Consider the following 23690-nt stretch of genomic DNA (forward strand, 5'->3'; position numbering starts at 1 on the left):
GAGGCTTTCGCCGCAGGCTTTGCTGCAGGTTTGGCCGCGGGTGCCTGTGCGTTAGCGGCAGGCTTTACCGCCGGAGCAGAGGCTTTCGCCGCAGGCTTTGCTGCAGGTTTGGCCGCGGGTGCCTGTGCGTTAGCGGCAGGCTTTACCGCCGGAGCCGCAGCGATTACAGTAGGCTTTGGGACTGATGCGGATGATTTAGCATCGATCTTTTTAATTTCGAGAGAGATTTTATCAATATGTTTTCGGAGATCATTAACTTTCAAATTAATGTCATCCAAATGCTTTATTGCATTTTCTTTCTGGATTAATTTCGTTCTAAAATCAACCCACTCCTGCCACTGATAATGACTTTGGGCGATAGTCTTATAAACGATATCGCCATCTGCAATTTGCGCTTTAACGGTAGGGCACTGCTGCTTGATTGCGTTATAAGCATATTTTTTAATAAAATATTTTTCTTTTTCACTGGCTATAGAAATTTTTTGTGCTGTATCTTTCTTCGCCGCACATTGTTCCGCCAGTGCCTTATTTAATAATTCTTGCGCCTGGGCCAGGCGTTTTTTTAGATCATTTTTATTATCAGAAACAGATGGAGTGAATATTTTTAAACGTTCTGCATTTTTATTTAATGTAATTCTCCCCTTGTTAAACTCTTTTTGAGAGATCTGTATGCCTTGAGGTGGCCTCGGGTTCTCCATCCTTCTGTTTTGCGCATCAGATACATGCTGCATAACACTCACATCCGGTGTTATTTTATCCACATAATGCATTAAACAAAACCCAGGCTCCGGGCCATCAAAATTGGGCATGCAAGTTAAAGCCATCTCACTATTCACCCGCGTGAAACTACCTGGAAATCTATTTTCCATTTTTTATCCTTAAGTGGCTAAATTCCATTTTATATAATCATCTGAATATTTAATTTTCACCTGAAATCTTGCACGACAATAACAGGATCCTCAGATAATAATATTTTACCTAAGATCACGTTTATTTATTATATTTTACGACTTTAATTTTTATTATTATCCGGACTATTGATGAGCGTAAAATACACTGGTGGAAGAATGATTTATATTATTCGCACACTATATAATACATAGTGATTTTTTATTATATCGCTAAGTTAACTGATGACCAAAACAGGATCTGACCGCTTTCTGACAGGCAAAAAAAAGAGCCGGTTTCCCGGCCCTCAGACTGCTGACAAAGAAGGAAAAAACGTGGTTTTTCCTTCTTTGTGGTTAGCAGGCGAAAATCAATAAATTGATTTTCCTTGTTTTTTATTCGGCGATCTCTGTTTATTCAGAGATGGCTTAAGGTTTGTCATTACTCTCAGGGCCGGTTTCCCGGCCCTTGGTATTGATGTTATTGCGAATCAGTGACTGGCACTTTTTTCCGGTGACTTCATATGACGGAAGAAGTCATCGTCCGGGCTCATAACCATCACGTCTTGATTCGACTTGAAGCTATTTTCGTAAGCACGCAGACTACGGACTAAAGAATAGAAGTCCGGATCCTGACTGAAGGTTTCAGCAAAGAGCTTAGCCACTTCGGCATCACCTTCACCGCGCGTGATACGACCTTCACGCTCGGCTTCTGCCAGCGTACGCGTCACTTCATAGTCAGCCGCTGCGCGCAGCTTTTCAGCCTCTTCCTGACCTTGTGAACGGTGGCGACGGGCTACCGCTTCACGCTCAGCGCGCATACGGTTGTAGATAGCCTCGGACACTTCAGTCGGCAGGTTGATTTGCTTAATACGCACATCGACAACTTCAATTCCCAGCGCAGCCATACTGTTCGGATTAACTACCGGAATTTTTCCGTTAGTTTCTTTCATCACACGAGCGGCGGCAGAGGCAATGGCATCGTCGGCAGCAGGTGTTGCTACTTCGTCGTCAGTACCAGCAGAACCTGAGTTCAGCGCATCACGAACGTCGAGGGTCAGACGACCACGGGAGTCAGTCACGATGTCTTTAACATCCAGGCGACCAATTTCAGAACGCAGACGGTCACTGAACTTACGTTTCAGCAGCACTTCTGCCTGAGAAACATCGCCACCACCGGTAGCAAGGTAGTAACGGCTAAAGTCGCTGATACGCCATTTGATGTAAGAGTCGACAATCAGGTCTTTTTTCTCTTTGGTGACAAAGCGATCGGCCTGGTTGTCCATAGTCTGGATACGGGCATCAAGCGTTTTAACTGACTCGATGAATGGGATCTTAAAGTGCAGACCCGGGGCGTATACCAGAGGTTTATTTTCGTCATCACGGACCACTTTACCAAAACGTAAAGTAATACCGCGTTCACCTTCATGTACCACGAATACCGAAGTAAAGAGTACAAATAGCACGACGACAATCAGTGCAATTATAGACTTACGCATCGTTATTCACTCCCTACGCGCTGTGCATTGGCGCGACGCTGATCCATAATGTCGCTACTCCGGGTTTGTGAAGTCGTGCTGGCACGAGTGCTGGTATTTGATGTCGATGCTGGCGGCAGACGCAGTAAACTCTCTGCCGTGCTGCTTCCGGTGTTCGCAGCAGGAGTCTGAGTGCCTCCTCCTTTCAACATTTGGTCAAGTGGCAGAACCATCAGGCTGTTGCCTTTATCGTTAACCAGTACTTTACGGGTATTGCTCAGCACTTTTTCCATGGCTTCGATATACAGACGCTCACGGGTAATCGCCGGAGCAGCTTTATACTCTGGCAACAGTTTTGCGAATCGAGCAACTTCACCCTGTGCTTCCAGAACCGTCTGTGCTTTATAGGCACGGGCTTCTTCCAGAATACGCTGAGCTTTACCGTTAGCACGTGGCTGAACTTCGTTGGTATAAGCTTCTGCTTCACGGATATACTGCTGTTCGTTTTCACGAGCGGCAATCGCATCATCGAATGCAGCTTTAACTTCTTCAGGCGGACGAGCAGCCTGGAAGTTCACGTCCAGTAAGGTAATACCCATGTTATATGGACGCACAGTCTCTTCAATTTCACGCTGAGTATCGTTACGAATGATCGTACGTCCCTCAGTCAGGATCTTGTCCATGGTGTATTTACCGATAACGCCGCGTAATGCGCTATCTGTTGCCTGACGTAAGCTATCATCGGCACTGGTCACACTATACAAATAATGCTCAGGGTCGGTAATACGATACTGTACGTTCATTTCGACACGCACCACGTTTTCGTCAGAGGTCAGCATGACACCCGACGCCGCCAGTTCACGTACCGCTTCGACGTTGACAGGTCTTACGCTATCAATAAAGGTCGGTTTCCAGTTCAAACCGGGTCCAACCAAATGGCTGAATTTACCAAAACGAGTCACGACACCACGTTCGGCTTCTTTGATAGTATAAAAACCGGTTGCGGCCCACAGAATAACAATAGCTACAACAGCTATCCCGAGCAGACGTCCACTCACCGGCTTATTAGGTTCTTGTGATGAGCCGCCACCGGTCCCACCGCTTTTTCCACCTTTACCAAGCCCATTGAGCTTACTACTCAGTTTGCGGAAGATATCATCCAAATCAGGTGGTCCTTTATCACGACCTCCTTTGTTTCCCCCAGAGTCGCCGCCAGGCTTGCTGCTTCCCCACGGGTCGCGGTCCTGTCCGTTATTACCGGGCTGATTCCACGCCATGTTTATGCTCCATAATTGTTGTGCGGTGATATCCCCTCAATGGGGAAATAGTCTTCAGGATAAGGGTGACCCGACAGCGTGACTAATTAACGATATAGTCTGTTAATGTCGGTTCTTGTTTACAGAGACGATTCCAGTCTACGACAGGCAGGCGAATATCCAGCCCAACGAAACCATCCTCTTCTGTCCACTCTTTTTCTATTGCCTGAAGCTGATATAAACGACTCCGAAGTCGCCCGGCCTTAGGAGGTAAACGCAGCTCATGCTGCGCAATTTCACCAGACAGACGTTCTGTCAAAGCCTGAAAAAGCAGTGGGACACCAACCCCGGTCTGAGCTGAAAGCCAGACCCGAATAGGCAAATTCTCATCATTACGATCGATGCGCGGCGCAAAATCGTCCAATGCATCAATTTTATTCATGACCAACAGCGTTGGGATCTCATTCGCTTCAATTTCTTCCAGTACGGTATCAACTGCTGCAATGTTTTCCTGAAGCCGAAAATCGGCCGCATCGATCACGTGTAACAACAACGTTGCCTGACGTGTCTCCTGCAAGGTGGCCTTAAACGCTGCTACCAAATCATGCGGTAGATGGCGAATAAAACCGACAGTATCTGCCAGCACGGTTTCGCCTACATCTGCAACGTCAATGCGACGCAGTGTAGGGTCAAGAGTGGCAAATAACTGATCCGCAGCATATACCTCAGCCGCGGTAATTCGGTTAAAGAGGGTAGATTTACCGGCATTGGTATAACCTACCAGAGAGACTGTTGGCACATCAGCTTTTGCGCGGGAACGCCTTCCCTGCTCGCGTTGTTTTTCAACTCGTTCTAAGCGCGAGAGAATCAGCGTAATACGGTTACGCAGTAACCGACGGTCAGTCTCAAGTTGGGTTTCACCCGGGCCACGCAAACCAATACCACCTTTCTGGCGTTCAAGGTGAGTCCAGCCTCGAACTAAACGCGTTGCCAAATGGCGTAACTGGGCCAGTTCAACCTGCAATTTGCCTTCATGGGTACGTGCACGTTGGGCAAAAATATCTAAAATTAATCCTGTACGATCGATGACCCGACATTCGCAGAGTGCTTCAAGGTTGCGCTCCTGAGCGGGAGACAACGCATGATCAAACAGCACCACTGATGCTCCTGTGGCTTTCACTGCTTCGGCAATCTCAATTGCCTTACCTTCACCAACAAAATACTTGGGGTGTGGAGCTTTGCGAGTACCCGTCACAACCTGGAGCGCTTCAACGCCGGCAGAAGAGACCAAGGATTCAAACTCAACCAGGTCTTCCATGTCTTTGTCTTGCGTAAAATAGATGTGTACCAGTACAGCCTGTTCACCAGCATCGTAACGGTCAAACAAACGTATAACCTCTCAAAAATACCAGTGGGGAACGCAGTAAAACTGGTTCCCCAGTCTGGAAACAACACGCAATATTATTCAGCGTCGTCGCTATCTTGTTGCGTTGCAGAACCTGACTGCGAACCTGCACCTTGATGGTAACTACCAGGTGTTCCTGTTCCCGCATTATTACTGTGGTGTGAAACCGGACGAGACGGTACCACGGTAGAAATAGCGTGCTTATAGACCATCTGACTGACTGTGTTTTTCAACAGGATCACGAATTGATCAAAAGACTCAATTTGTCCTTGCAGCTTGATACCATTCACCAAATAAATAGAAACTGGAACACGTTCCCGACGCAGCGCGTTCAAGAACGGATCTTGTAAAGATTGCCCCTTTGCCATTCTATCTTTTCCTTATATGTTTGTTGTTTGTCACTCAAGAGCAATTTGCTCAGAAAAACTGCGTAAAACTCGCGCACGTCGACATATCAATTGTACACTGTCATTCATGCTTAGCACTAACAACCTGTAATACGTTTTGGTAGGCCTGTTCAGGGAGATCGCTGTCCAGCTCATGTACCTCTTCCCATCCACGCAGCCAAGTTAACTGGCGCTTTGCCAGTTGCCGCGTTGCACAAATCCCTTTATAGACCATATCGTCGTGCGAAATTTCACCGTTCAAATAAGACCACATCTGCCGATAGCCGACACAACGAATCGAAGGCATATCAGGATGTAAATCCCCGCGGGCAAAAAGAGCCCGTACTTCTGCTTCAAAATCTGAAGCCAACATCTGATGAAAACGCTGTTCAATCCGTTGATGGAGCAATTCACGCTTAGCCGGTGCGATAGCAAACTGATGCACTTGGTACGGCAAAGCCTCTCCCGACGTTTGCGTCAGCTCTGTTAAAGTTTTACCTGAAATGAAAAAAACTTCCAGTGCCCGGGAAAGTCTTTGCGGATCATTTGGATGAATCCTGGCCGCCGCTACCGGATCAATGGACTTAAGCCGCTCATGTAATGACTCCCATCCATGCTCTGCTGCTTGTCGCTCTATTTCAGCTCTTACCTCAGGGGACGCTGATGGCAAAGGTGATAACCCTTCCAATAACGCCTTAAAATAAAGCATTGTCCCGCCTACCAGCAGTGGGATCCTTCCTGCCGCGGTAATCTCTGCCATTTCCGCCAGGGCATCACGTCGAAAATCAGCAGCAGAATAGGATTCCGCCGGGTCCAAAATATCCAATAACCGATGAGGAGCCAGTGCCTGCTCTTCTGCTGTCGGTTTGGCGGTCCCGATATCCATTCCTCGATAAATGAGGGCGGAATCAACGCTGATCAACTCTACAGGCAATGTTTTACGCAAATTAATTGCCAGTGCCGTTTTACCTGAGGCCGTCGGCCCCATCAAAAAAATAGCCTGTGGTAGATTTTTATTCAGTTCAGTCATGTTTCAGGGCGTTCATCGCCAATTGTAAGTCAACCGGTTGCAATAAACCGCCGGGAGGAGACTTCACCAATTGCGGGCAAAGTCGTTCAACCTCCGCCAGTAAGGTAATTGCCTGAGACTGACTCCATTGCTCATATTCACAGGCCAGATGGCGTGCAATATAGGTCGCAAGGTGGTCAGGCGTCACCGCTGACTGTTGTGTTAAGTATCTTGTCAGTTCATGAATCAAGATTTGTAAATTTTGTTTACGCAAAGGTAAAGGTACGGCACGAATGGTTATCTGCTGAGCTTCGATATCCAGTTCGATGCCCATACTCAGTAAAATCGACTGATATTTAACCAAAATATCATGTTCTTCCTGCACCACTTTTATCCGCAGTGGTATCAGTAATGGCTGAGCACGTAAGTTTTCTCCCGCAGGCAATAACTGAGCTTGTTTAAGCCAGCGTTCGGCAACGCCCAATGATAATAAAGCCAGCTTACCATTACGTTCCAACAATGCCATATCGGGTGGCAGAACTGTCAGTACGCGACCAAAACTATGCAAATGTCCGTCAAGCGCCGCAGGCTCTTCAGCCCGCGCAGGGGGGACAGGTGTCGTATCAGGCGTCGAAAGTAACTGCTGATATAACGCGCCTTGCTGTTTCTGATAACCCGGTGTTGCGTGGGGCCACAGCGGTGCTGTGCCACTGCGTCCGGCAGACGATACACCACGCGGCGCAGGCTCCGGAACGCTTCGGGTTACCGGCGGAGTAGCAAATTGATTACGTCCTGCTGCCTGGCGATTCTCTGGCGGACGGGCGGTGCTGGCAGGTGTGATGCCTTCTACAGAGAGTTGTGCAGACTCTTTTTGCTGTTGCAGTACGCTCAGTACCCCCTGATAGATAAAATCATGCACTAAACGCGACTGATGAAAACGCACTTCATGCTTCGCCGGGTGTACGTTGACATCAACTTGATGCGGATCGACTTCCAGATAAAGGACAAAAGCCGGTTGCTGGTCAACGCCCAGTTGCTCCTCATAAGCCTGGCGAATAGCATGATTAATCAAACGATCGCGCATCATTCGGCCATTCACATAGCAATACTGAATTTCGGCTAATGCACTGGTCGATGCCGCAGGTTCAACCACCCAGCCTCGCATGGCTAAATCGCCATGCTGCCACTCAATCTCGAGTGCATGCTCCAGAAAGGGATTACCGCAAATCGCAGCGAGCCGACGCTCACGTCCTGCTCCTTCCTGAACAGCACGATACTGGCGCACCGTTTTGCCGTTATGACTGAGATTAATGGTGACATCAAAGCGAGCAAGGGCAATACGCCTGACAATCTCATCAATATGGTTAAATTCCGTTTTTTCCGTGCGCATAAATTTGCGACGCGCCGGAGTGTTATAAAACAGATCTAATACTTCAAGCGTAGTACCAACAGGGTGAGCGGCAGGTTTCACCGTCACATCCTGGTCGCGGCCTTCAGCATAGGCTTGCCAGGCTTCGTTTTGCTCTGCGGTACGGGATGTCAAAATCAAACGTGATACGGAACTGATACTGGCTAAAGCTTCACCACGAAATCCAAGGCTGATGATAGCTTCCAAATCATCCAGAGATGCGATTTTACTGGTCGCATGTCTGGCCAAGGCTAATGCCAACTCTTCCTGTTTAATACCGCAACCATTATCACGAATACGAATTAGCTTCGCGCCGCCGCGCTCAATATCAATATCGATACGTGTCGCACCGGCATCAATACTGTTTTCCACTAACTCTTTCACGACCGACGCCGGGCGTTCAACTACTTCGCCCGCTGCTATCTGGTTCGCCAGTTGCGGTGGTAATACCTGAATTGGCATAACCTCTCCTTTAGTTTATCGTTATGACGCGCTTTATTGTCTTGAAACCGCGCGGGTTTGTCCGCCAGGAGCCGCTTGCAAAGGATTATCAATAAAGTAGGCACGCAGCCCTTCATAAATAGCCTGAGCGATTTGTTGCTGATAACTGTCACTGTTCAGACGTTTCTCTTCCGCGGTATTACTAATAAACCCCGTCTCAATCAATAGTGAAGGAATATCCGGCGAGCGTAATACACCAAGACTTGCATGTTCAGGACGACGTTTATGCAAGGTACCGACTTGCTGCATTTTCGAAAGCACTTTTACCGCAACATCATAGCCCACACGCTGTGAATGACCGAACTGCAGGTCAAGGACAGCCTGACTAAGATAGGGGTCCGCCTGATTATTGGCGAGTACATCACCCGCACCGCCTAATAATTCGGACTGTTTTTCATGCTGTTCCAGCCAGCCCGCCATTTCACTGTTCGCCCGACGGTTGGACAATACCCAAACCGATGCCCCTCTGGCTTCTCGGTTCGGTGCCGCATCTGCATGGATGGAAACCAATAAGTTAGCATTTTGCTTACGGGCAACATCAGAACGCCCCATCACGGAAATAAAATAGTCTCCGTTACGGGTCATCACTCCCTCAAACATCGGGTCGGCATTCAAGAGCGCCTTTAATTTATGCGCAATCGAGAGTGTGATATTTTTTTCATGACTTCCGCCCGGACCAATCGCCCCAGGATCCTGGCCACCGTGTCCGGCATCAATCGCGATAACGACAGTATTAGGCGTTCTATTGCGTGGCGGTTCTGGTGCTGGAGTTGGGATTTGCGTACTTGTCGCCCCGGTCACCTTCTGAGGGTGAAACGGATTACGTGCAGGTTCACTGCTACGCGAAGCGGTTACTGGTGCCGCAGGCGTCACGACAGGAGGAGGGACAACATCCGCATCAATAGTGAAAATCACCAGATCACTCGCACCCTGCTTCTGTTTCACCGCACGCGCTTTACCGGCTTTGGTTAAATCTACAATCAAACGTATCGTCTGATCGTCTTTAGCTTGCCCGGAGCGAATACTGTTTACCAGGTTAGCACCGCTGAATGTCAGAGGTAGCCCTTGAATGATACCGGTTTGTTTAATATCCAGTATCACTCTTTTCTTACCTTCTTGTGTAAAGGTATATTCTGGTTCACCGAGAAAACTGAAAGTAATTCGCGCCTGGTTATCACCATTGGAAACCTGAATATCAGACAAGGTTGCCGCCAGCCCCGGTAAGGCACATATCAATAAAAGAACGGCGATTAATCCGTTTTTAACACGAGAGATCATCCCTTTCTCCTTGCTATTCAGCTAGCCTGGCGAGTAACTGCTTACCCAATGCAGAAACGGCGTTAATCGATGCTTCACGTCCTTGATCCTGATAACTGAGATGCAGTTCTATATCCGGCTCAGGCAGTACTCCGGCACCTTGTTGCGGCCACTCCACCAAACAGATAGCTTCATTGGAAAAATAGTCGCGGATACCCATAAATTCTAATTCTTCAGGGTCAGCCAGACGATAGAGGTCAAAATGGTATACCTGTACGTTATCCAGCTGATAAGGTTCAACCAGCGTATAGGTCGGGCTTTTAACATTCCCTTTGTGGCCCAATGCCTGTAAAAAACCCCGACTAAAGGTGGTTTTTCCGGCTCCCAAATCACCATAAAGATAGATAACTGTTGTGCCTTCGCAGGCGGTAGCCAGGCGTGCACCCAGCGCTAATGTTGACGCTTCGTCAGGTAATTCAAAACTGTGATTTATCATGGCTTCAGGTATTCAAGTCTGGGTTAATAAATAGATAAAGTTTCGAAAAAAGGTCACTGGCTAACATACCACGCATTCCGGTTTGCTCAGCAATAACATCTGCGGCACTGCCATGGGCAACGCAGCCCGCACTGGCTGCATCAAATAGCGTCAATTGCTGGGCCAGTAAGGCTGCAATGACGCCAGACAAAACATCGCCCATTCCCCCACTTCCCATGCCAGCATTGCCTACATCAATAATCGCTAAATCATGCTCGCTGGCCACAATGGTTCCGGCCCCTTTTAATACAACAACGCCGCCATATTGTTTAACTAACTCACGCGCTGACAGCAGACGGTCACGCTCAATTTGCGAAACGCTACACTGAAGGAGCCTGGCCGCTTCACCCGGATGGGGAGTGATAATACGATTTTGACGCTTATCAGGACTGATTGCCAGAAGGTTAAGCGCATCAGCATCCCATAACATCGGTTTATCACTTTCTTTAACCCTTTCTAATGCATCCCTTCCCCATTGCTGCTGGCCAAGTCCGGGGCCTATCGCAATAACATCTGCCCAGGCTAACGCATCCTCCAGTGACTCAGGAGTTAATTCATGGACCATCAACTCCGGCCTGGCAGTCAGTAAAGGTGTGATATTTTCGGCGCGAGTCAGCACACGAACCAGTCCAGCCCCACTTCGGACCGAAGCTTCCCCGGTTAAACGAATAGCGCCTGCAGTGCCACTATCACCACCAATAATCACCAGTCGCCCATTATCCCCTTTATGTGACGTAGGCCGTCTCGGCTTTAGCCAGTCAGTAAGATTCTGGCTATCAAAACGCATTATTGAGGGAGGATGTTGCTGTAACCAAGAACTCAGACCTAATCCGGCATAATGTAGCTGCCCCACCACATCACGTGCTTTTCCGGTCAACAAGCCGGGTTTCAGCGCGATAAAGGTTACACAATGCGTGGCTTCAACTACCGCCCCTGGTGTCGCCCCTGTTTCCGCTAATAATCCTGAGGGGATATCCAGCGCAATAACGGGGGCCGGATGCGCGTTAATCAGCGCAATCAAACTCGCCATATCGTCACGCGGGGCATCCGTCAGACCAATCCCCGACAAACCATCAATAACTAAATCAATCGACTCCGGCCAGGGAGCCTGCCAAGGCAGGGAAATCCCTCCCACATCAAACCAAGCCTGACGAGCCAGATTCGCTTCCTCTGGGAGTGGTTTACTGCTTTCTTGCGCCAGAAGTGTTACCCGAATCCCGGCCGCATGGCACAGACGGGCGACGACATAGCCGTCACCGCCATTGTTTCCCGCTCCGCAGAGAATCAGCCAATGACGGGCATCCGGATAATGATGGCAACTGACGTCAAATGCAGCCTGCCCGGCACGTTGCATCAGTTCATATAACGTTACCCCTACGCTATCCGCGGCCTGCTTTTCCGTGTCTCGTAACGCCGATGCCGGCCAAACTAAATGTGGTATACTTTTCGCGTACTTTTTAAAATGATGGCCTGCCATGTCACACCCCCTCAATTACAATCAGTTAGCTCAATTAATTAAACAATGGGGCATCGAGCTGGGCTTCCAGCAGGTGGGTATTACCGATACCGACCTTTCTGCCAGTGAACCTAAATTACAGGCCTGGCTGGATAAACAATACCATGGTGAAATGGACTGGATGGCACGCCATGGTATGATGCGCGCCCGCCCACACGAATTGCAACCCGGCACGCTCAGAGTTATCAGTGTGCGTATGAACTATCTGCCCACTCACGCTGCATTTGCCTCAACGCTTAAAAATCCTCAGTTAGGTTACGTCAGTCGTTATGCTCTGGGGCGTGACTATCATAAAGTGTTGCGTCAACGACTGAAAAAACTCGGTGAAAAAATCCAGGAACAATGCACCACGCTGAATTTTAGACCTTTTGTTGATTCCGCGCCGATATTAGAACGTCCACTGGCTGAAAAAGCCGGACTCGGCTGGACAGGTAAACACTCACTGATTTTAAACCGTGAGGCAGGTTCATTCTTTTTTCTGGGGGAGTTGTTAGTTGATATTCCACTCCCAGTTGACAGCCCGGTGAAAGAAGAGTGTGGCCGCTGTGTCGCCTGTATAAAAATCTGCCCCACCGGTGCTATCGTTGAGCCTTATACCGTAGATGCCAGGCGCTGTATCTCTTATTTAACCATTGAGCTTGAAGGCGCTATTCCGGAAGAGTTTCGTCCTCTGATTGGTAATCGCATCTATGGCTGTGACGATTGCCAGTTAATCTGTCCGTGGAATCGTTTTTCACAACTGAGTGAGGAAGATGATTTTAGTCCCCGGCAAGCTTTACACTCTCCGCCGCTAACAGAGCTGTTTGCCTGGAGCGAAGCGCACTTCTTGCGCATCACAGAAGGTTCAGCTATTCGCCGGATAGGGCATTTACGCTGGTTAAGAAATATTGCTGTTGCACTCGGTAACGCCCCCTGGAATGAAGCGAATTTGAACGCACTCAGGCAGCGCCAGGGTGAGCACCCAATGCTTGACGAACATATTGAATGGGCCATTGAGCAGCAGTTACAGCGACGTAAAGAACAAAATATCGAAGTACAGTTGCCGCAGAAACAGCGTCTGGTAAGAGTGATTGAGAAAGGATTACCGCGCGATGCCTGACATGTCCACAGCATGTGAATAACATTTAAAAGTTCCAGTTAATCAACTGACATACAAAATCCGTAAATACTTATCGAATAATTTAATTTTCAATTAAAATAAATTAAATCAATGAGTTACACTTGATCTGCAAATGTTATGGGTTTTGTTGTGAAAGTTACAGAACGGTAACTCCCTGTGGATAAATCTGTGTGCAGAAAAAATAACGAACAATATCCAATCAGTTAGCGTTACCTGTTTGGTAAGCCATTACTGAAGATGGTTATCATTTATTGGAAAAATTTTGGAGCGGGAAACGAGACTCGAACTCGCGACCCCGACCTTGGCAAGGTCGTGCTCTACCAACTGAGCTATTCCCGCTTAGGGTGGTGCATGGCGTCAAGCGCCAATCAAATTTTGGAGCGGGAAACGAGACTCGAACTCGCGACCCCGACCTTGGCAAGGTCGTGCTCTACCAACTGAGCTATTCCCGCTTAGGGTGGTGCATGGTATCAAACGCTAATCAAATTTTGGAGCGGGAAACGAGACTCGAACTCGCGACCCCGACCTTGGCAAGGTCGTGCTCTACCAACTGAGCTATTCCCGCTCTGGTATCTTTACAGATTTTGGTTATCAAATTCTGTATCGGTACGGGAGGCGCATTATACGAGAATTCGTTTTTGCCGCAAGCCCTTGAACGACTTTTTTCGATAATTTTTTCAAATTGATGATTTAACCGACAAATCGATCGTTTAATCGCCGCTACCTCGTCGCCCCACGTACTTTTAATCTGCTATTGTAACTTACTTGATGAAATGCTCACGGTAGTAAGCCAGTTCGGCTACTGACTCCCGAATATCATCCATCGCCTGGTGGGTTCCCTGTTTTTTGAAACCTGGCAGTATTTCTGGTTTCCAGCGACGAGCCAGTTCTTTTAATGTGCTGACATCCAGGTAGCGATAGTGGAAATAGGCTTCCAGCTCAGGCATATACTTGAACAGGAAACGGCGATCCTGGCCGATACTGTTACCGCAAATTGGCGAAGTGTTAGCGGGTACCCACTTTTTGAGAAATGCCAGAGTTTCTTGCTCGGCAGCCCTATCATCAAGTGTACTGGCCTTTACACGGGCGACTAAACCGCTATTGGTGTGAGTACGCACATTCCACTCATCCATCAGCCCGAGCTGCGCATCAGACTGATGTACGGCAATGACCGGGCCTTCAGCCAGAATATTCAGATTGGCATCCGTTACCAGGGTGGCTATCTCAATAATACGATCATGTTCAGGATTAAGACCGGTCATTTCTAAATCAATCCAAATCAGATTGTTTTCATTGCCACTCATGCTATTTTCCTTCTTTCAGTGGGCCACCCTGAGATGACGGTGGGTTAATTCAAGTGAGATTGTGTGTATCATAGTGCTTTTGCCCATAATGGGCGACCAGGAGTGAGTACGCTTGAGCAAAAATAAACTCTCCAAAGGCCAGCAACGGCGGGTAAATGCAAACCATGAACGCCGTTTAGTCAAAACCGTGGAGAAACACGATACTGATGATGCCCAGTTTGATGAAGGGCGTGAAGGAACGGTAATCAGTCGTTTTGGACAGCATGCCGATGTTGAATCTGCAGATGGTTCGGTTCATCGCTGTAATATTCGACGTACCATCCGTTCTCTGGTGACGGGCGATAAAGTGGTCTGGCGTCCTGCGAAAGAAAGTGTGGAGCAACGTTCAAAGAAAGGCATTGTTGAAGCCGTCCATACCCGGACTTCAGTACTCACCCGTCCAGATTTCTACGACGGTGTGAAACCTATTGCAGCCAACATTGACCAAATCATCATCGTATCGGCTATTTTGCCGGAACTGTCTTTAAATATTATCGATCGCTATTTGGTTGCCTGTGAAACCCTTGACGTTGAACCGCTATTGGTCCTGAATAAGACCGATCTGCTGGATGATGAGGGGCGAGCATGGGTCGATGAACAGATGGATATCTATCGCAAAATCGGCTACCGCGTATTAATGGTTTCCAGCTATCGGGCGGAAGGCTTAAAAGCACTGGAACAGGAGTTAATTGGGCGCATCAGTATTTTCGCAGGCCAGTCTGGGGTTGGTAAATCCAGCTTACTGAATACTCTGCTGGGTCTAGAAAATCAGATTCTGGTCAACGATGTTTCTGATAACTCAGGCCTCGGGCAACATACGACTACCGCATCAAGACTCTATCATTTTCCAGGCGGTGGTGATGTTATTGACTCCCCTGGCGTACGTGAATTCGGTTTATGGCATCTTGCCCCGGAACAAATCACCCAAGGTTTTGTCGAATTTCGAGACTATTTAGGTCATTGCAAATTTCGTGATTGTACTCATGACAATGATCCTGGTTGCGCGTTACGTGAGGCGGTTGAACGCGGTGATATTGCTGAAACACGCTTTGTAAATTATCACCGAATTCTGGAAAGCATGGCTGAAGTAAAAACACGTAAAGGCCTTTCTGATAGTAAGGACTGAAATTCTCTGGATAATTTAAGTCGCTTCCAGGTTTGCGAAAGCAAAGCACGCAGGCGATTTGGCTATAACGGGCATACACTCGCTCAACTTTTCATTTAAGACATTTAGCCCGGAGGCTATTTTGTTAAATAAAATTAAACTTTCGCTCCAATATATTTTGCCAAAACTGTGGCTGACTCGCCTGGCAGGCTGGGGTGCAAGCAAACGAGCAGGATGGCTCACAAAACTGGTCATAGACTTGTTCGTTCGGTTCTATAAAGTTGATATGAAAGAAGCGCAAAAGCCCGATACCGCAAGCTATCGTACTTTTAACGACTTTTTTGTTCGTCCACTGCGTGACGATGTTCGTCCCCTGAATACCGACCCGAATATTCTTGTGATGCCAGCAGATGGTGTTATCAGCCAGTTAGGGCGTATTGACGATGACAAGATTTTACAGGCTAAAGGACACGACTATAGTCTGGAAGCGTTGCTGGCAGGGAACTATCAAATGGCTGACTTGTTCCGTAACGGCAGCTTCGTTACCACCTATTTGTCACCACGCGATTACCACCGTGTTCATATGCCTTGTAATGGCATCCTGCGTGAAATGATTTATGTCCCAGGAGATCTTTTTTCAGTCAACCATTTAACCGCACAAAACGTTCCTAACCTGTTTGCCCGTAATGAGCGTGTTATTTGCTTGTTTGATACCGAATTTGGCCCAATGGCACAAATTCTGGTGGGTGCCACTATTGTAGGCAGTATTGAAACCGTTTGGTCTGGAACCGTTACCCCACCTCGCGAAGGCGTAATTAAACGTAAAACCTGGCCTGCCGGTGAAAGTGAAGGTTGTGTCGCGCTACTGAAAGGCCAGGAAATGGGCCGCTTTAAGCTAGGATCAACCGTTATTAACCTGTTTGCGCCCGGAAAAGTTAATCTGGTGGAGTCTTTAGAAAGTCTTTCCACTACCCTGATTGGTCAGCCCCTGGCAATCTCGACGGATACGATTAGCGAGCCAGCGGTTCCAACAGACGAGCCCCTAGACCCTGCTTCCGAAACCAGTTCTTTGGTCGGCGACAGCAACGAAAAATAATTGTACAGGCAGACTTACGTGCGCTCGATTATCGTTTTCCTGATGGCTTTGTGCCTCAGTATGGGGTCGGCGCACGCTGCTGTCGTCCCCGATTCAAAACAAGTTTCTCAAGACCTTGAGCAGGCTAAAGCCGCGAACAATACGCCCAACCAGGCGGAAGTCGTCGAGGCATTACAGTCTGCTCAAAACGCGCTTGATGAACGCAAAGGTTCACTCGAACGCGCGGAACAGTATCAACAAGCGATTGATAACTTTTCGAAACTATCGCAAGCCCTGCGTAAACAGATTGCCGCTATTCAGGATGAGCCTCAAAAAGCGCCAGGCAACCTGTCCACTGATGCCCTGAACCAAGAAATACTGCAAGTCAGTAGCCAACTGCTGGATAAGAGCCGTCTGGCACAGCAAGAACAAGAACGCGTCCGCGATATCACAGACTCATTAGGCCAGCTTCCCCAACAACAAACGGATATTCGTCGACAGCTTAACGAAATTGAACGTCGCATCGGCACACAAGCTGCCGGCGGCTCAGCATTGATTCAGGCTCAGCACACAGCACTGCTGGCCGAAGCCGCTCGTCTGAAAGCGCTGGTCGATGAGCTGGAACTGGCACAACTCTCTGCCAATAATCGTCAGGAACTCGCGCGAATGCGTGCTGAACTGGCAAGCAAGCAAAGTACGCTGCTGGATAGCTATCTTCAGTCTCTGCGTAATCAACTCAATACCCAGCGCCAGCGTGAAGCAGAAAAAGCGCTGGAAAGTACCGAGCTACTGGCAGAAGCCAGTGAAAATCTACCGCCAACCATTACTGAACAATTTAAAACCAATCGTGAACTCTCCCAGTCGCTGAATCAACAAGCCCAACGTATGGAATTGGTTGCTTCTCAGCAACGTCAAGCCTATACACAAACGGTTCAGGTTCGTCAGGCTCTGAATACTTTACGTGAACAAGCCCAATGGTTAGGAATGTCGAATGTATTGGGTGAGGCTTTGCGTGCCCAGGTGGCTCGTCTGCCAGAGATGCCTAAACCTCAGCAGTTAGATACCGAACTTGCTCAACTCCGGGTTCAACGTCTGTACTATGAAGATCTCCTGAATAAACAGACAGAGTTACGTCAAATACGTCAACCAGGCGGCGACCCTCTGACTGCCGAACAAAGCCGAATTCTTAATGCACAGCTACGAACTCAGCGTGGACTACTCGACTCCTTACTAAAGGGGAGTGATACACTGATACTTGAACTGACCAAGTTAAAAGTCGCCAATAGTCAGCTTGAAGATGCGCTTAAAGAGGTCAACGAAGCCACTCACCGTTATCTGTTCTGGACATCGGATGTCAGGCCCGTTGGCCTGGACTGGCCACTGGATATTCTGCATGCTTTACGCAGTTTGGTTTCACTGGATACCTTCAGTCAGCTGGGTAAAGCCTTTATCATGATGATAACCAGTCAAGAGACTATCGTCCCTCTGTTTGGCGCTCTTATTCTGGTGGGTTTCAGTATCAGTTCACGTCGTCACTTTAATAAATTTCTCGAACGTTCCAGCGCCAGAGTCGGCAAGGTGACTCAGGATCACTTTAGCCTGACGCTACGTAACGTTTTCTGGTCTATTCTGGTCGCCTTACCCTTGCCAATACTCTGGGCAACACTGGGACATGGTTTACAAGAGGCCTGGCCCTATCCTACTGCGGTAGCGATTGGTGATGGCGTCACTGCAACAGTCCCGCTGCTATGGGGAGTGATGATTTGCGCTATTTTCGCCCGCCCGAACGGGTTATTTATTGTCCATTTCGGCTGGCGTCGTGAAAGTGTTGCCCGCGCAATGCGCTACTACATCATGAGCATCGGTTTTATTGTACCGCTGATCATGGCGCTAATCATGTTCAATAACCTTAATGACCAGGAATTTGCGCCTACACTAGGCAGGCTATGTTTTATTCTGATCTGCGGTGCATTAGCGGTAGTCACTCTGAGCCTGAAACGAGCCGGACTTCCGCTCTATCTCGATAAGCAAGGTAGTGGTGAGAACCTTATCAATACCCTGCTGTGGAATTTGATGATTAGCGCTCCGCTGGCCGCTATTCTGGCTTCACTGGTGGGTTATCTGGCAACCGCGCAAGCCCTGCTGGCGCGTATGGAAACCTCTGTCGCTATTTGGTTTGTCCTGTTAGTCATCTACCATATCATACGCCGCTGGATGCTGATTCAACGACGTCGACTGGCCTTTGATCGTGCAAGACAGAGACGCGCAGAGATCCTTGCTCAGCGTGCGCGGGGTGAAGAAGATGCGACGCATTCACACAGTACAGAAGGCACTATAGACAATGTGGATGAAACAGAAGTCGATCTTGACGCTATCAGTGTTCAGTCTTTAAAACTGGTTCGCTCTATTCTGACTTTAATTGCCCTACTGTCCGTCATTGTTCTGTGGTCAGAAATTCACTCAGCTTTCGGTTTCCTCGGTAATATTACCTTATGGGACGTAACCTCCAGCGCCCAGGGAGTGGAAAGTATTGAACCCATTACCCTCAGTTCAGTATTAATTGCGATTTTAGTTCTGATAATCACAGTACAACTGGTACGTAACCTCCCTGCACTGCTTGAGCTCGCGATCCTCCAGCATCTGGATCTCACCCCTGGCACGGGTTATGCCATTACCACTATTACTAAATATTTGCTGATGCTGATTGGCAGCCTGGTCGGCTTCTCTCTGGTGGGCATTGAGTGGTCGAAACTACAATGGCTGGTTGCGGCACTGAGCGTTGGGTTAGGCTTTGGCTTACAGCAAATTTTTGCCAACTTTGTTTCCGGCCTGATCATTCTGTTTGAAAAACCCATTCGTATCGGCGATACCGTGACGATTCGCGATTTAACCGGAACCGTTGCGCGCATTAATACCCGCGCAACGACAATCAGTGACTGGGACCGCAAAGAAATTATTGTCCCAAACCAGGCCTTTATCACCGAACAGTTTATCAACTGGTCGCTTTCTGACTCAGTGACACGTGTGGTACTGACCATCCCGGCACCATCGGATGCCAATACCGAAGACGTGGTGAAGATCTTACTGGGAGCCGCAGAACGCTGCTCACTGGTGCTTGATAACCCGCCACCAGAGGCCTTCCTGGTTAATCTACAGCAAGGTATCCAGATTTTCGATTTACGTATTTTTGCTGCAGAAATGGGGCATCGTATGCCGCTACGCCATGAAATCCATGAGCTTATTCTTCAAGGATTCCGTGAACATAATATTGAAATGCCATTCCCTCCAATGCAAATGCGTATGGAAAACATGCGCACCCAGGCATTAAAAGCTGTTGGTCAAAGCGGCCAGACTCCCAGTCTCTAAACAATAGTGGAAATAAATGGCTCGAACGTACGAGCCATTTTTCATTAGGCGACATGTTTTTAATACGCTTATATGTTTTAAAAATATAAGTTAATACTATCTGTATTTTCTGATTATTATTTTCGGCCATTGCCCGTTTTGCTTCAGGGAGGTGAGTCCCTCCCTGTAACGGAAGAAGAATTTTAGAGGATACGAACCACAGGATTACGTTGATTCAGAGAGTTTGATGAAGAGAAACAGTGCCTCATGCTTCTGAGGAGGATCAAAGTCTGAACAAGAAAATGCTGCAGAATGCTATCTGAAAAAAGTTCTAAGGTCGCTGCTAAGGCGCATATTCATATCCAGCTACGTCGGGGAGACTGACTGATTAACTATAAGAAAACACACCATATTTATTGCCTTGAAGAGCTTGAGAAAAAGAAGAATAATTGATTTATTAGCTTATTGTGAAAATAATAGATCGCGATCACTCTCTCCATTAAATTTATCGTTATAATAAAAATAAAATGGCGAACGCATATCATTAACAGAAGATTATATTTGCCACAAAGAAGTAGAATTTAGCCACTTAATTCAATCAGTTACACTACCCCATCAAGTAAACACTATTGATAATTCATGACAGATATTGAAAGTTAAAAAACATATATGCTAGATATATTTCAAATAGTTTAGATACTCTCCTCATCAGCCCTGCCTAATCATACAGTATACCTGTATTTATTGTCGGAGCTGTTTCACCGTCTACATACACTCACATTATTCAGAGTGTAGACGTTATATTATGAGTTTATTAGATTAAAGAGTTTTATATTAATTAATATATTCAAACGATAAACAACACAGCTGCATACACATTAAAATCCATCAAGGAATAACTCATGAAACTACAATCACTTTCATTCAGAAAGAAAAAGTTCATTACTTATTCATCATTATTATTCTTATCCGGAACTGTCCATTCAGAGGGGAAAGATATTATCCTGAATGGCGATGGCATTACTTATATATTAGAGTCCAGAGTGGGCCGCCATGGGAATTTCCAGATTAATGGAAATGTCAGTAATGATGGTGGATACGCTTATAAGTTAGAAGCCATTGCCGGAAGCAATCAGTTTAATAATATTACTAAAATAGAATCCGCCACCTCTATTTTCGGGGGAGATGGTGGAAGATCTGAGAATGAGTTCGGTTACGACGGAATAAATGGGGGGAACGGTGGTGATGCCATTATTGGTGGCAAATTTACCCTGACTAATTTTGGGACGATAAAAGGTGGTAACGGTGGAGAACATACCTATTACGGTTTCGATGATGAGCGTAGTGGAAATGGGGGGAACGGAGGAAATGGTATAAGCGGGACAGACTTTATTTTCATCAACCACGGTGCCATAAACGGTGGCTATGGTGCTCTGGCCATAAATGGCTCCAGAAACCCTAACTTCGATGGCTCCGGTGGTAATGGAGGAAATGCTGTGAGCGGTCAGCGTTTTGAATTGCACAATAACGGCAGCATACGCGGCGGTAATGGTGAAAGATCGCTTTCTAATGGCAGCAATAAAAGTCATAGCGGTAATGGCGGTGATGCCGTCAGTGGCAGCAATTTTATGATAATCAATAATGGTAAAATCATTGCCGGTACAGCAGGTTCTGGTAATACAATCGGCACTCAAGGGAATGCCATCAGGGCAACAGGCGGTTCCAATACGCTTATTCTGAATACGAATAGTACGATAACTGGGGATATTATCCTCGATCAGGTTACAGACAAAAAAGATGACAATACTCTGCTTATTAAAAAGAATGCGCTAACAACTCTCGGTCAGCAATACGATATTGTCGGCAACATGAATGTCGGTACAGGAACTGCGGTGACGCTGGCGAACGATGAAATAACATTCAGTGGCGGTGTTCATTTCAATGAAGATACGATGCTGGCTTTAAAAGATGGCGGCGCAATTGACGCCAGTCACATTGAATTTAGTAAAAATGCGGATAAAGAGACGCAACTGACAACCAGCATTACCAAATGGCAACAGCAAGAAATTAATCTGCTTACCACGAAGAACGGTATTACAGGATATTTTACGGCAGCGCCTTCTAACCTACTCTTGACTGAAGGGGCTACTGACTACGCGGATATTAATATTACCGATAAAAACCTGACGTATTCCCTTAAATGGTTCAGTGAAGGGAATGAGGCCTATGGGACTTTTGATCTTAAGCAGGGTGCCGTTCTTGATTTAAATTTGTCACTGACAGATAACCTGGCGGTGACAAACCAGAATAAAAATGGCTGGGATGGCACCAGCCTGACCAAAGCAGGCGAAGGGAACCTTATCTTGTCTGGCACCAGTACCTATACTGGCAAAACGCTGATCGCAGGCGGGATGCTCACCACCGCTGTCGATAATGCGATAGCACAGAGCAGCGATGTAACAGTAGCCAGCAACGGCATTTTAAATCTGGCCGGAACAGACCAAAAACTAAATAACTTAAATAATAAAGGTATCATTCTCATTGAGGATGCGGCTTCTGACGTCGATATGTCGTTAAGCGCTGAGTCGTTACCAGTATCAGTGACCGTCGCAGGGAATATGTTTAACAGCGGTATACTGCTTATCAACGACGAGCATAGCGCGGTGGGTCATACTTATACTCAGGATGGTAACTGGGTAGGTAACGGTCTCAGCCATATCATCATGAGTTTCATCGCCAGTGACGATAACAGCAAAGCAGACAGGCTAAATATTACTGGCAACGCATCAGGAACGACCTCGGTCAAGGTCAATAATATCGGTGGAACGGGTGAAGCAACCCTCAATGGTATTAAACTCATTAATATTGGGGGGACCTCAACCAGTAATGCATTTGTACAGTTTGGTCGTATTGTCGCTGGTGCATATGATTATCGTCTTGTACAAGGCAATGCTGCCGGTCAGGATGACCAAAGCTGGTATCTGAGCAATAGCATAAGAGCAACAGAACCGAAGTCTGTAAAGAAAAATTATCGACCAGAAGGTGCAGCGTATACCGCGAACATAATGGCCGCTAACACACTATTTAACCTCTCACTTAATGACCGCCCGGGAGAAACGCGGTCCGCCAATCCCCTGATGCACCCACAACAGGCTCCCCATATGTGGATACGTAACGTCGGAGGGCATCAGCAATTCTCCATGAATGACAGTCAGAACAAAACCACTGCCAATCGTTATGTATTACAGATAGGAGGCGATATTGCCCGATGGAGTCTGAGTGGTAACGACCGTTATCATTTGGGACTGATGGCAGGTTATGCCACCCAGCATGGCAATACCGTTAACAAGAGTACCGGGAATACGACCCAAAGCCGCATCACTGGATACAGCACCGGGCTGTATGGAACTTACTTTCAGAACGATAAAGGCAAGGACGGTCTGTTCGTGGATAGCTGGTTACAATATAGCTGGTTCAATAGCACCATTAAAGGCAACGATATCAGTGAAGAGAGCGATAAGAACCGCGGTATAACCGCCTCTCTGGAAAGTGGTTATACCTTTAATATCAGCGCTAATGACTCCGGAAATGGGTTGTTCAACGCATTCTACCTGCAGCCAAAAGCCCAGGTCATCTGGATGGGCGTGAAAGCCAAAGATCATCGTGAAAGTAACGGCACTCTGGTTCACAGAGTGGGGAATAACAATCTCCAGACTCGCCTGGGGGCCAGGATGTTCCTGAAAGGGAAAGAGCATCTGGATAAAAAAAACATACGTAGCTTTGAACCTTTTGCTGAAGCAAACTGGATACACAATACCCAACAGTATGGTGTCCGTATGGACGAGATCACCTCAGCAGTACAGGGAAGCCGTAATATTGCTGAATTTAAAGCAGGTATTGAAGGTAATATCACGCAGGATCTGAATCTATGGGCCAGTGTTACACAGCAAATAGGCGACAAAAGTTACCGCGACACAGGAGGTCTGGTCGGCGTGAAATACAACTTTTAATTTAATACATGATGGCTTTCAAGGCTCTTGAATAAAAGCTCAGACCGCGAAAAA

At 47.4% G+C, this 23690-nt stretch carries 15 protein-coding genes, 3 tRNA genes and 1 pseudogene; 5 read left to right on the forward strand and 14 right to left on the reverse strand.

What is annotated here, in order from left to right:
* The 10 genes from Q1A40_RS07535 to nnr all read right to left on the reverse strand — a co-directional run.
* Positions 1–869, reverse strand: an 869-nt coding sequence (locus Q1A40_RS07535; RefSeq protein ID WP_299998931.1) for a hypothetical protein, incomplete at its 3' end; no start/stop codon positions are given.
* A 509-nt stretch (positions 870–1378) separates the two neighbouring features.
* Positions 1379–2386: a protease modulator HflC gene (gene hflC / locus Q1A40_RS07540; RefSeq protein WP_299998933.1), complete on the reverse strand. Its 1008-nt coding sequence runs from the start codon at positions 2384–2386 to the stop codon at positions 1379–1381.
* A 2-nt stretch (positions 2387–2388) separates the two neighbouring features.
* Positions 2389–3642 carry an FtsH protease activity modulator HflK gene (gene hflK, locus Q1A40_RS07545; protein WP_299998935.1) on the reverse strand — a complete coding sequence of 418 codons (1254 nt, stop codon included), beginning with the start codon at positions 3640–3642 and terminating at the stop codon, positions 2389–2391.
* An 82-nt stretch (positions 3643–3724) separates the two neighbouring features.
* Complete coding sequence (gene hflX, locus Q1A40_RS07550) at positions 3725–5008, reverse strand: ribosome rescue GTPase HflX (protein WP_299998937.1); 1284 nt, start codon at positions 5006–5008, stop codon at positions 3725–3727.
* A gap of 74 nt (positions 5009–5082) precedes the next feature.
* Positions 5083–5394, reverse strand: a complete 312-nt coding sequence (gene hfq / locus Q1A40_RS07555) for an RNA chaperone Hfq (RefSeq protein ID WP_299998939.1) — start codon at positions 5392–5394, stop codon at positions 5083–5085.
* 100 nt (positions 5395–5494) lie between these two features.
* Complete coding sequence (gene miaA / locus Q1A40_RS07560; RefSeq protein WP_299998940.1) at positions 5495–6442, reverse strand: tRNA (adenosine(37)-N6)-dimethylallyltransferase MiaA; 948 nt, start codon at positions 6440–6442, stop codon at positions 5495–5497.
* Entirely contained in the window at positions 6435–8291 is a 1857-nt protein-coding gene (mutL, locus tag Q1A40_RS07565) for a DNA mismatch repair endonuclease MutL (RefSeq protein ID WP_299998941.1), read from the reverse strand. Before mutL ends, miaA begins: the two co-directional genes overlap by 8 nt.
* A 33-nt stretch (positions 8292–8324) precedes the next feature.
* Positions 8325–9608 (reverse strand): N-acetylmuramoyl-L-alanine amidase AmiB, encoded by a 1284-nt coding sequence (gene amiB / locus Q1A40_RS07570; RefSeq protein ID WP_299998943.1) that lies wholly within the window; start codon positions 9606–9608, stop codon positions 8325–8327.
* A gap of 13 nt (positions 9609–9621) precedes the next feature.
* Positions 9622–10083, reverse strand: coding sequence for a tRNA (adenosine(37)-N6)-threonylcarbamoyltransferase complex ATPase subunit type 1 TsaE (gene tsaE, locus Q1A40_RS07575; protein ID WP_299998945.1), 462 nt, complete (start codon positions 10081–10083; stop codon positions 9622–9624).
* 4 nt (positions 10084–10087) lie between these two features.
* Positions 10088–11599, reverse strand: coding sequence for a bifunctional ADP-dependent NAD(P)H-hydrate dehydratase/NAD(P)H-hydrate epimerase (nnr, locus tag Q1A40_RS07580; protein ID WP_299998947.1), 1512 nt, complete (start codon positions 11597–11599; stop codon positions 10088–10090).
* Here nnr and queG point away from each other — a divergent pair.
* On the forward strand, positions 11598–12737 hold the full coding sequence (gene queG, locus Q1A40_RS07585; RefSeq protein WP_299998948.1) for a tRNA epoxyqueuosine(34) reductase QueG: 1140 nt from the start codon (positions 11598–11600) through the stop codon (positions 12735–12737). The genes nnr and queG overlap by 2 nt on opposite strands.
* Positions 12738–13021: 284 nt before the next feature.
* Here the strand turns inward: queG and Q1A40_RS07590 are convergent.
* From Q1A40_RS07590 to orn, 4 genes are all read right to left on the reverse strand, one after another.
* Positions 13022–13097, reverse strand: a tRNA-Gly gene (locus tag Q1A40_RS07590).
* Between the two features lie 37 nt (positions 13098–13134).
* A tRNA-Gly gene (locus Q1A40_RS07595) sits at positions 13135–13210 on the reverse strand.
* A 37-nt stretch (positions 13211–13247) separates the two neighbouring features.
* Positions 13248–13323: transfer RNA gene (locus tag Q1A40_RS07600), tRNA-Gly, on the reverse strand.
* 196 nt (positions 13324–13519) lie between these two features.
* Positions 13520–14062: an oligoribonuclease gene (gene orn / locus Q1A40_RS07605; RefSeq protein ID WP_299998950.1), complete on the reverse strand. Its 543-nt coding sequence runs from the start codon at positions 14060–14062 to the stop codon at positions 13520–13522.
* A gap of 112 nt (positions 14063–14174) precedes the next feature.
* On the opposite strand from orn, the gene rsgA reads away from it, so the two are divergent.
* The 4 genes and pseudogenes from rsgA to Q1A40_RS07625 all read left to right on the forward strand — a co-directional run bounded on the left by rsgA (position 14175) and on the right by Q1A40_RS07625 (position 23636).
* The gene (gene rsgA, locus Q1A40_RS07610; RefSeq protein WP_299998952.1) at positions 14175–15227 is read left to right on the forward strand and encodes a small ribosomal subunit biogenesis GTPase RsgA; all 1053 of its coding nucleotides are present in this window, start codon (positions 14175–14177) and stop codon (positions 15225–15227) included.
* Between the two features lie 121 nt (positions 15228–15348).
* Positions 15349–16215: pseudogene (gene asd, locus Q1A40_RS07615) on the forward strand (archaetidylserine decarboxylase); the annotation flags it as partial.
* Between the two features lie 105 nt (positions 16216–16320).
* Positions 16321–19647: a miniconductance mechanosensitive channel MscM gene (gene mscM, locus Q1A40_RS07620; protein WP_299998953.1), complete on the forward strand. Its 3327-nt coding sequence runs from the start codon at positions 16321–16323 to the stop codon at positions 19645–19647.
* Between the two features lie 881 nt (positions 19648–20528).
* Complete coding sequence (locus tag Q1A40_RS07625) at positions 20529–23636, forward strand: autotransporter outer membrane beta-barrel domain-containing protein (RefSeq protein WP_299998955.1); 3108 nt, start codon at positions 20529–20531, stop codon at positions 23634–23636.
* Positions 23637–23690: the final 54 nt, after the last annotated feature.

Source organism: uncultured Cedecea sp. (assembly GCF_947498825.1).
Taxonomy (GTDB): Bacteria; Pseudomonadota; Gammaproteobacteria; order Enterobacterales; family Enterobacteriaceae; genus JGM124.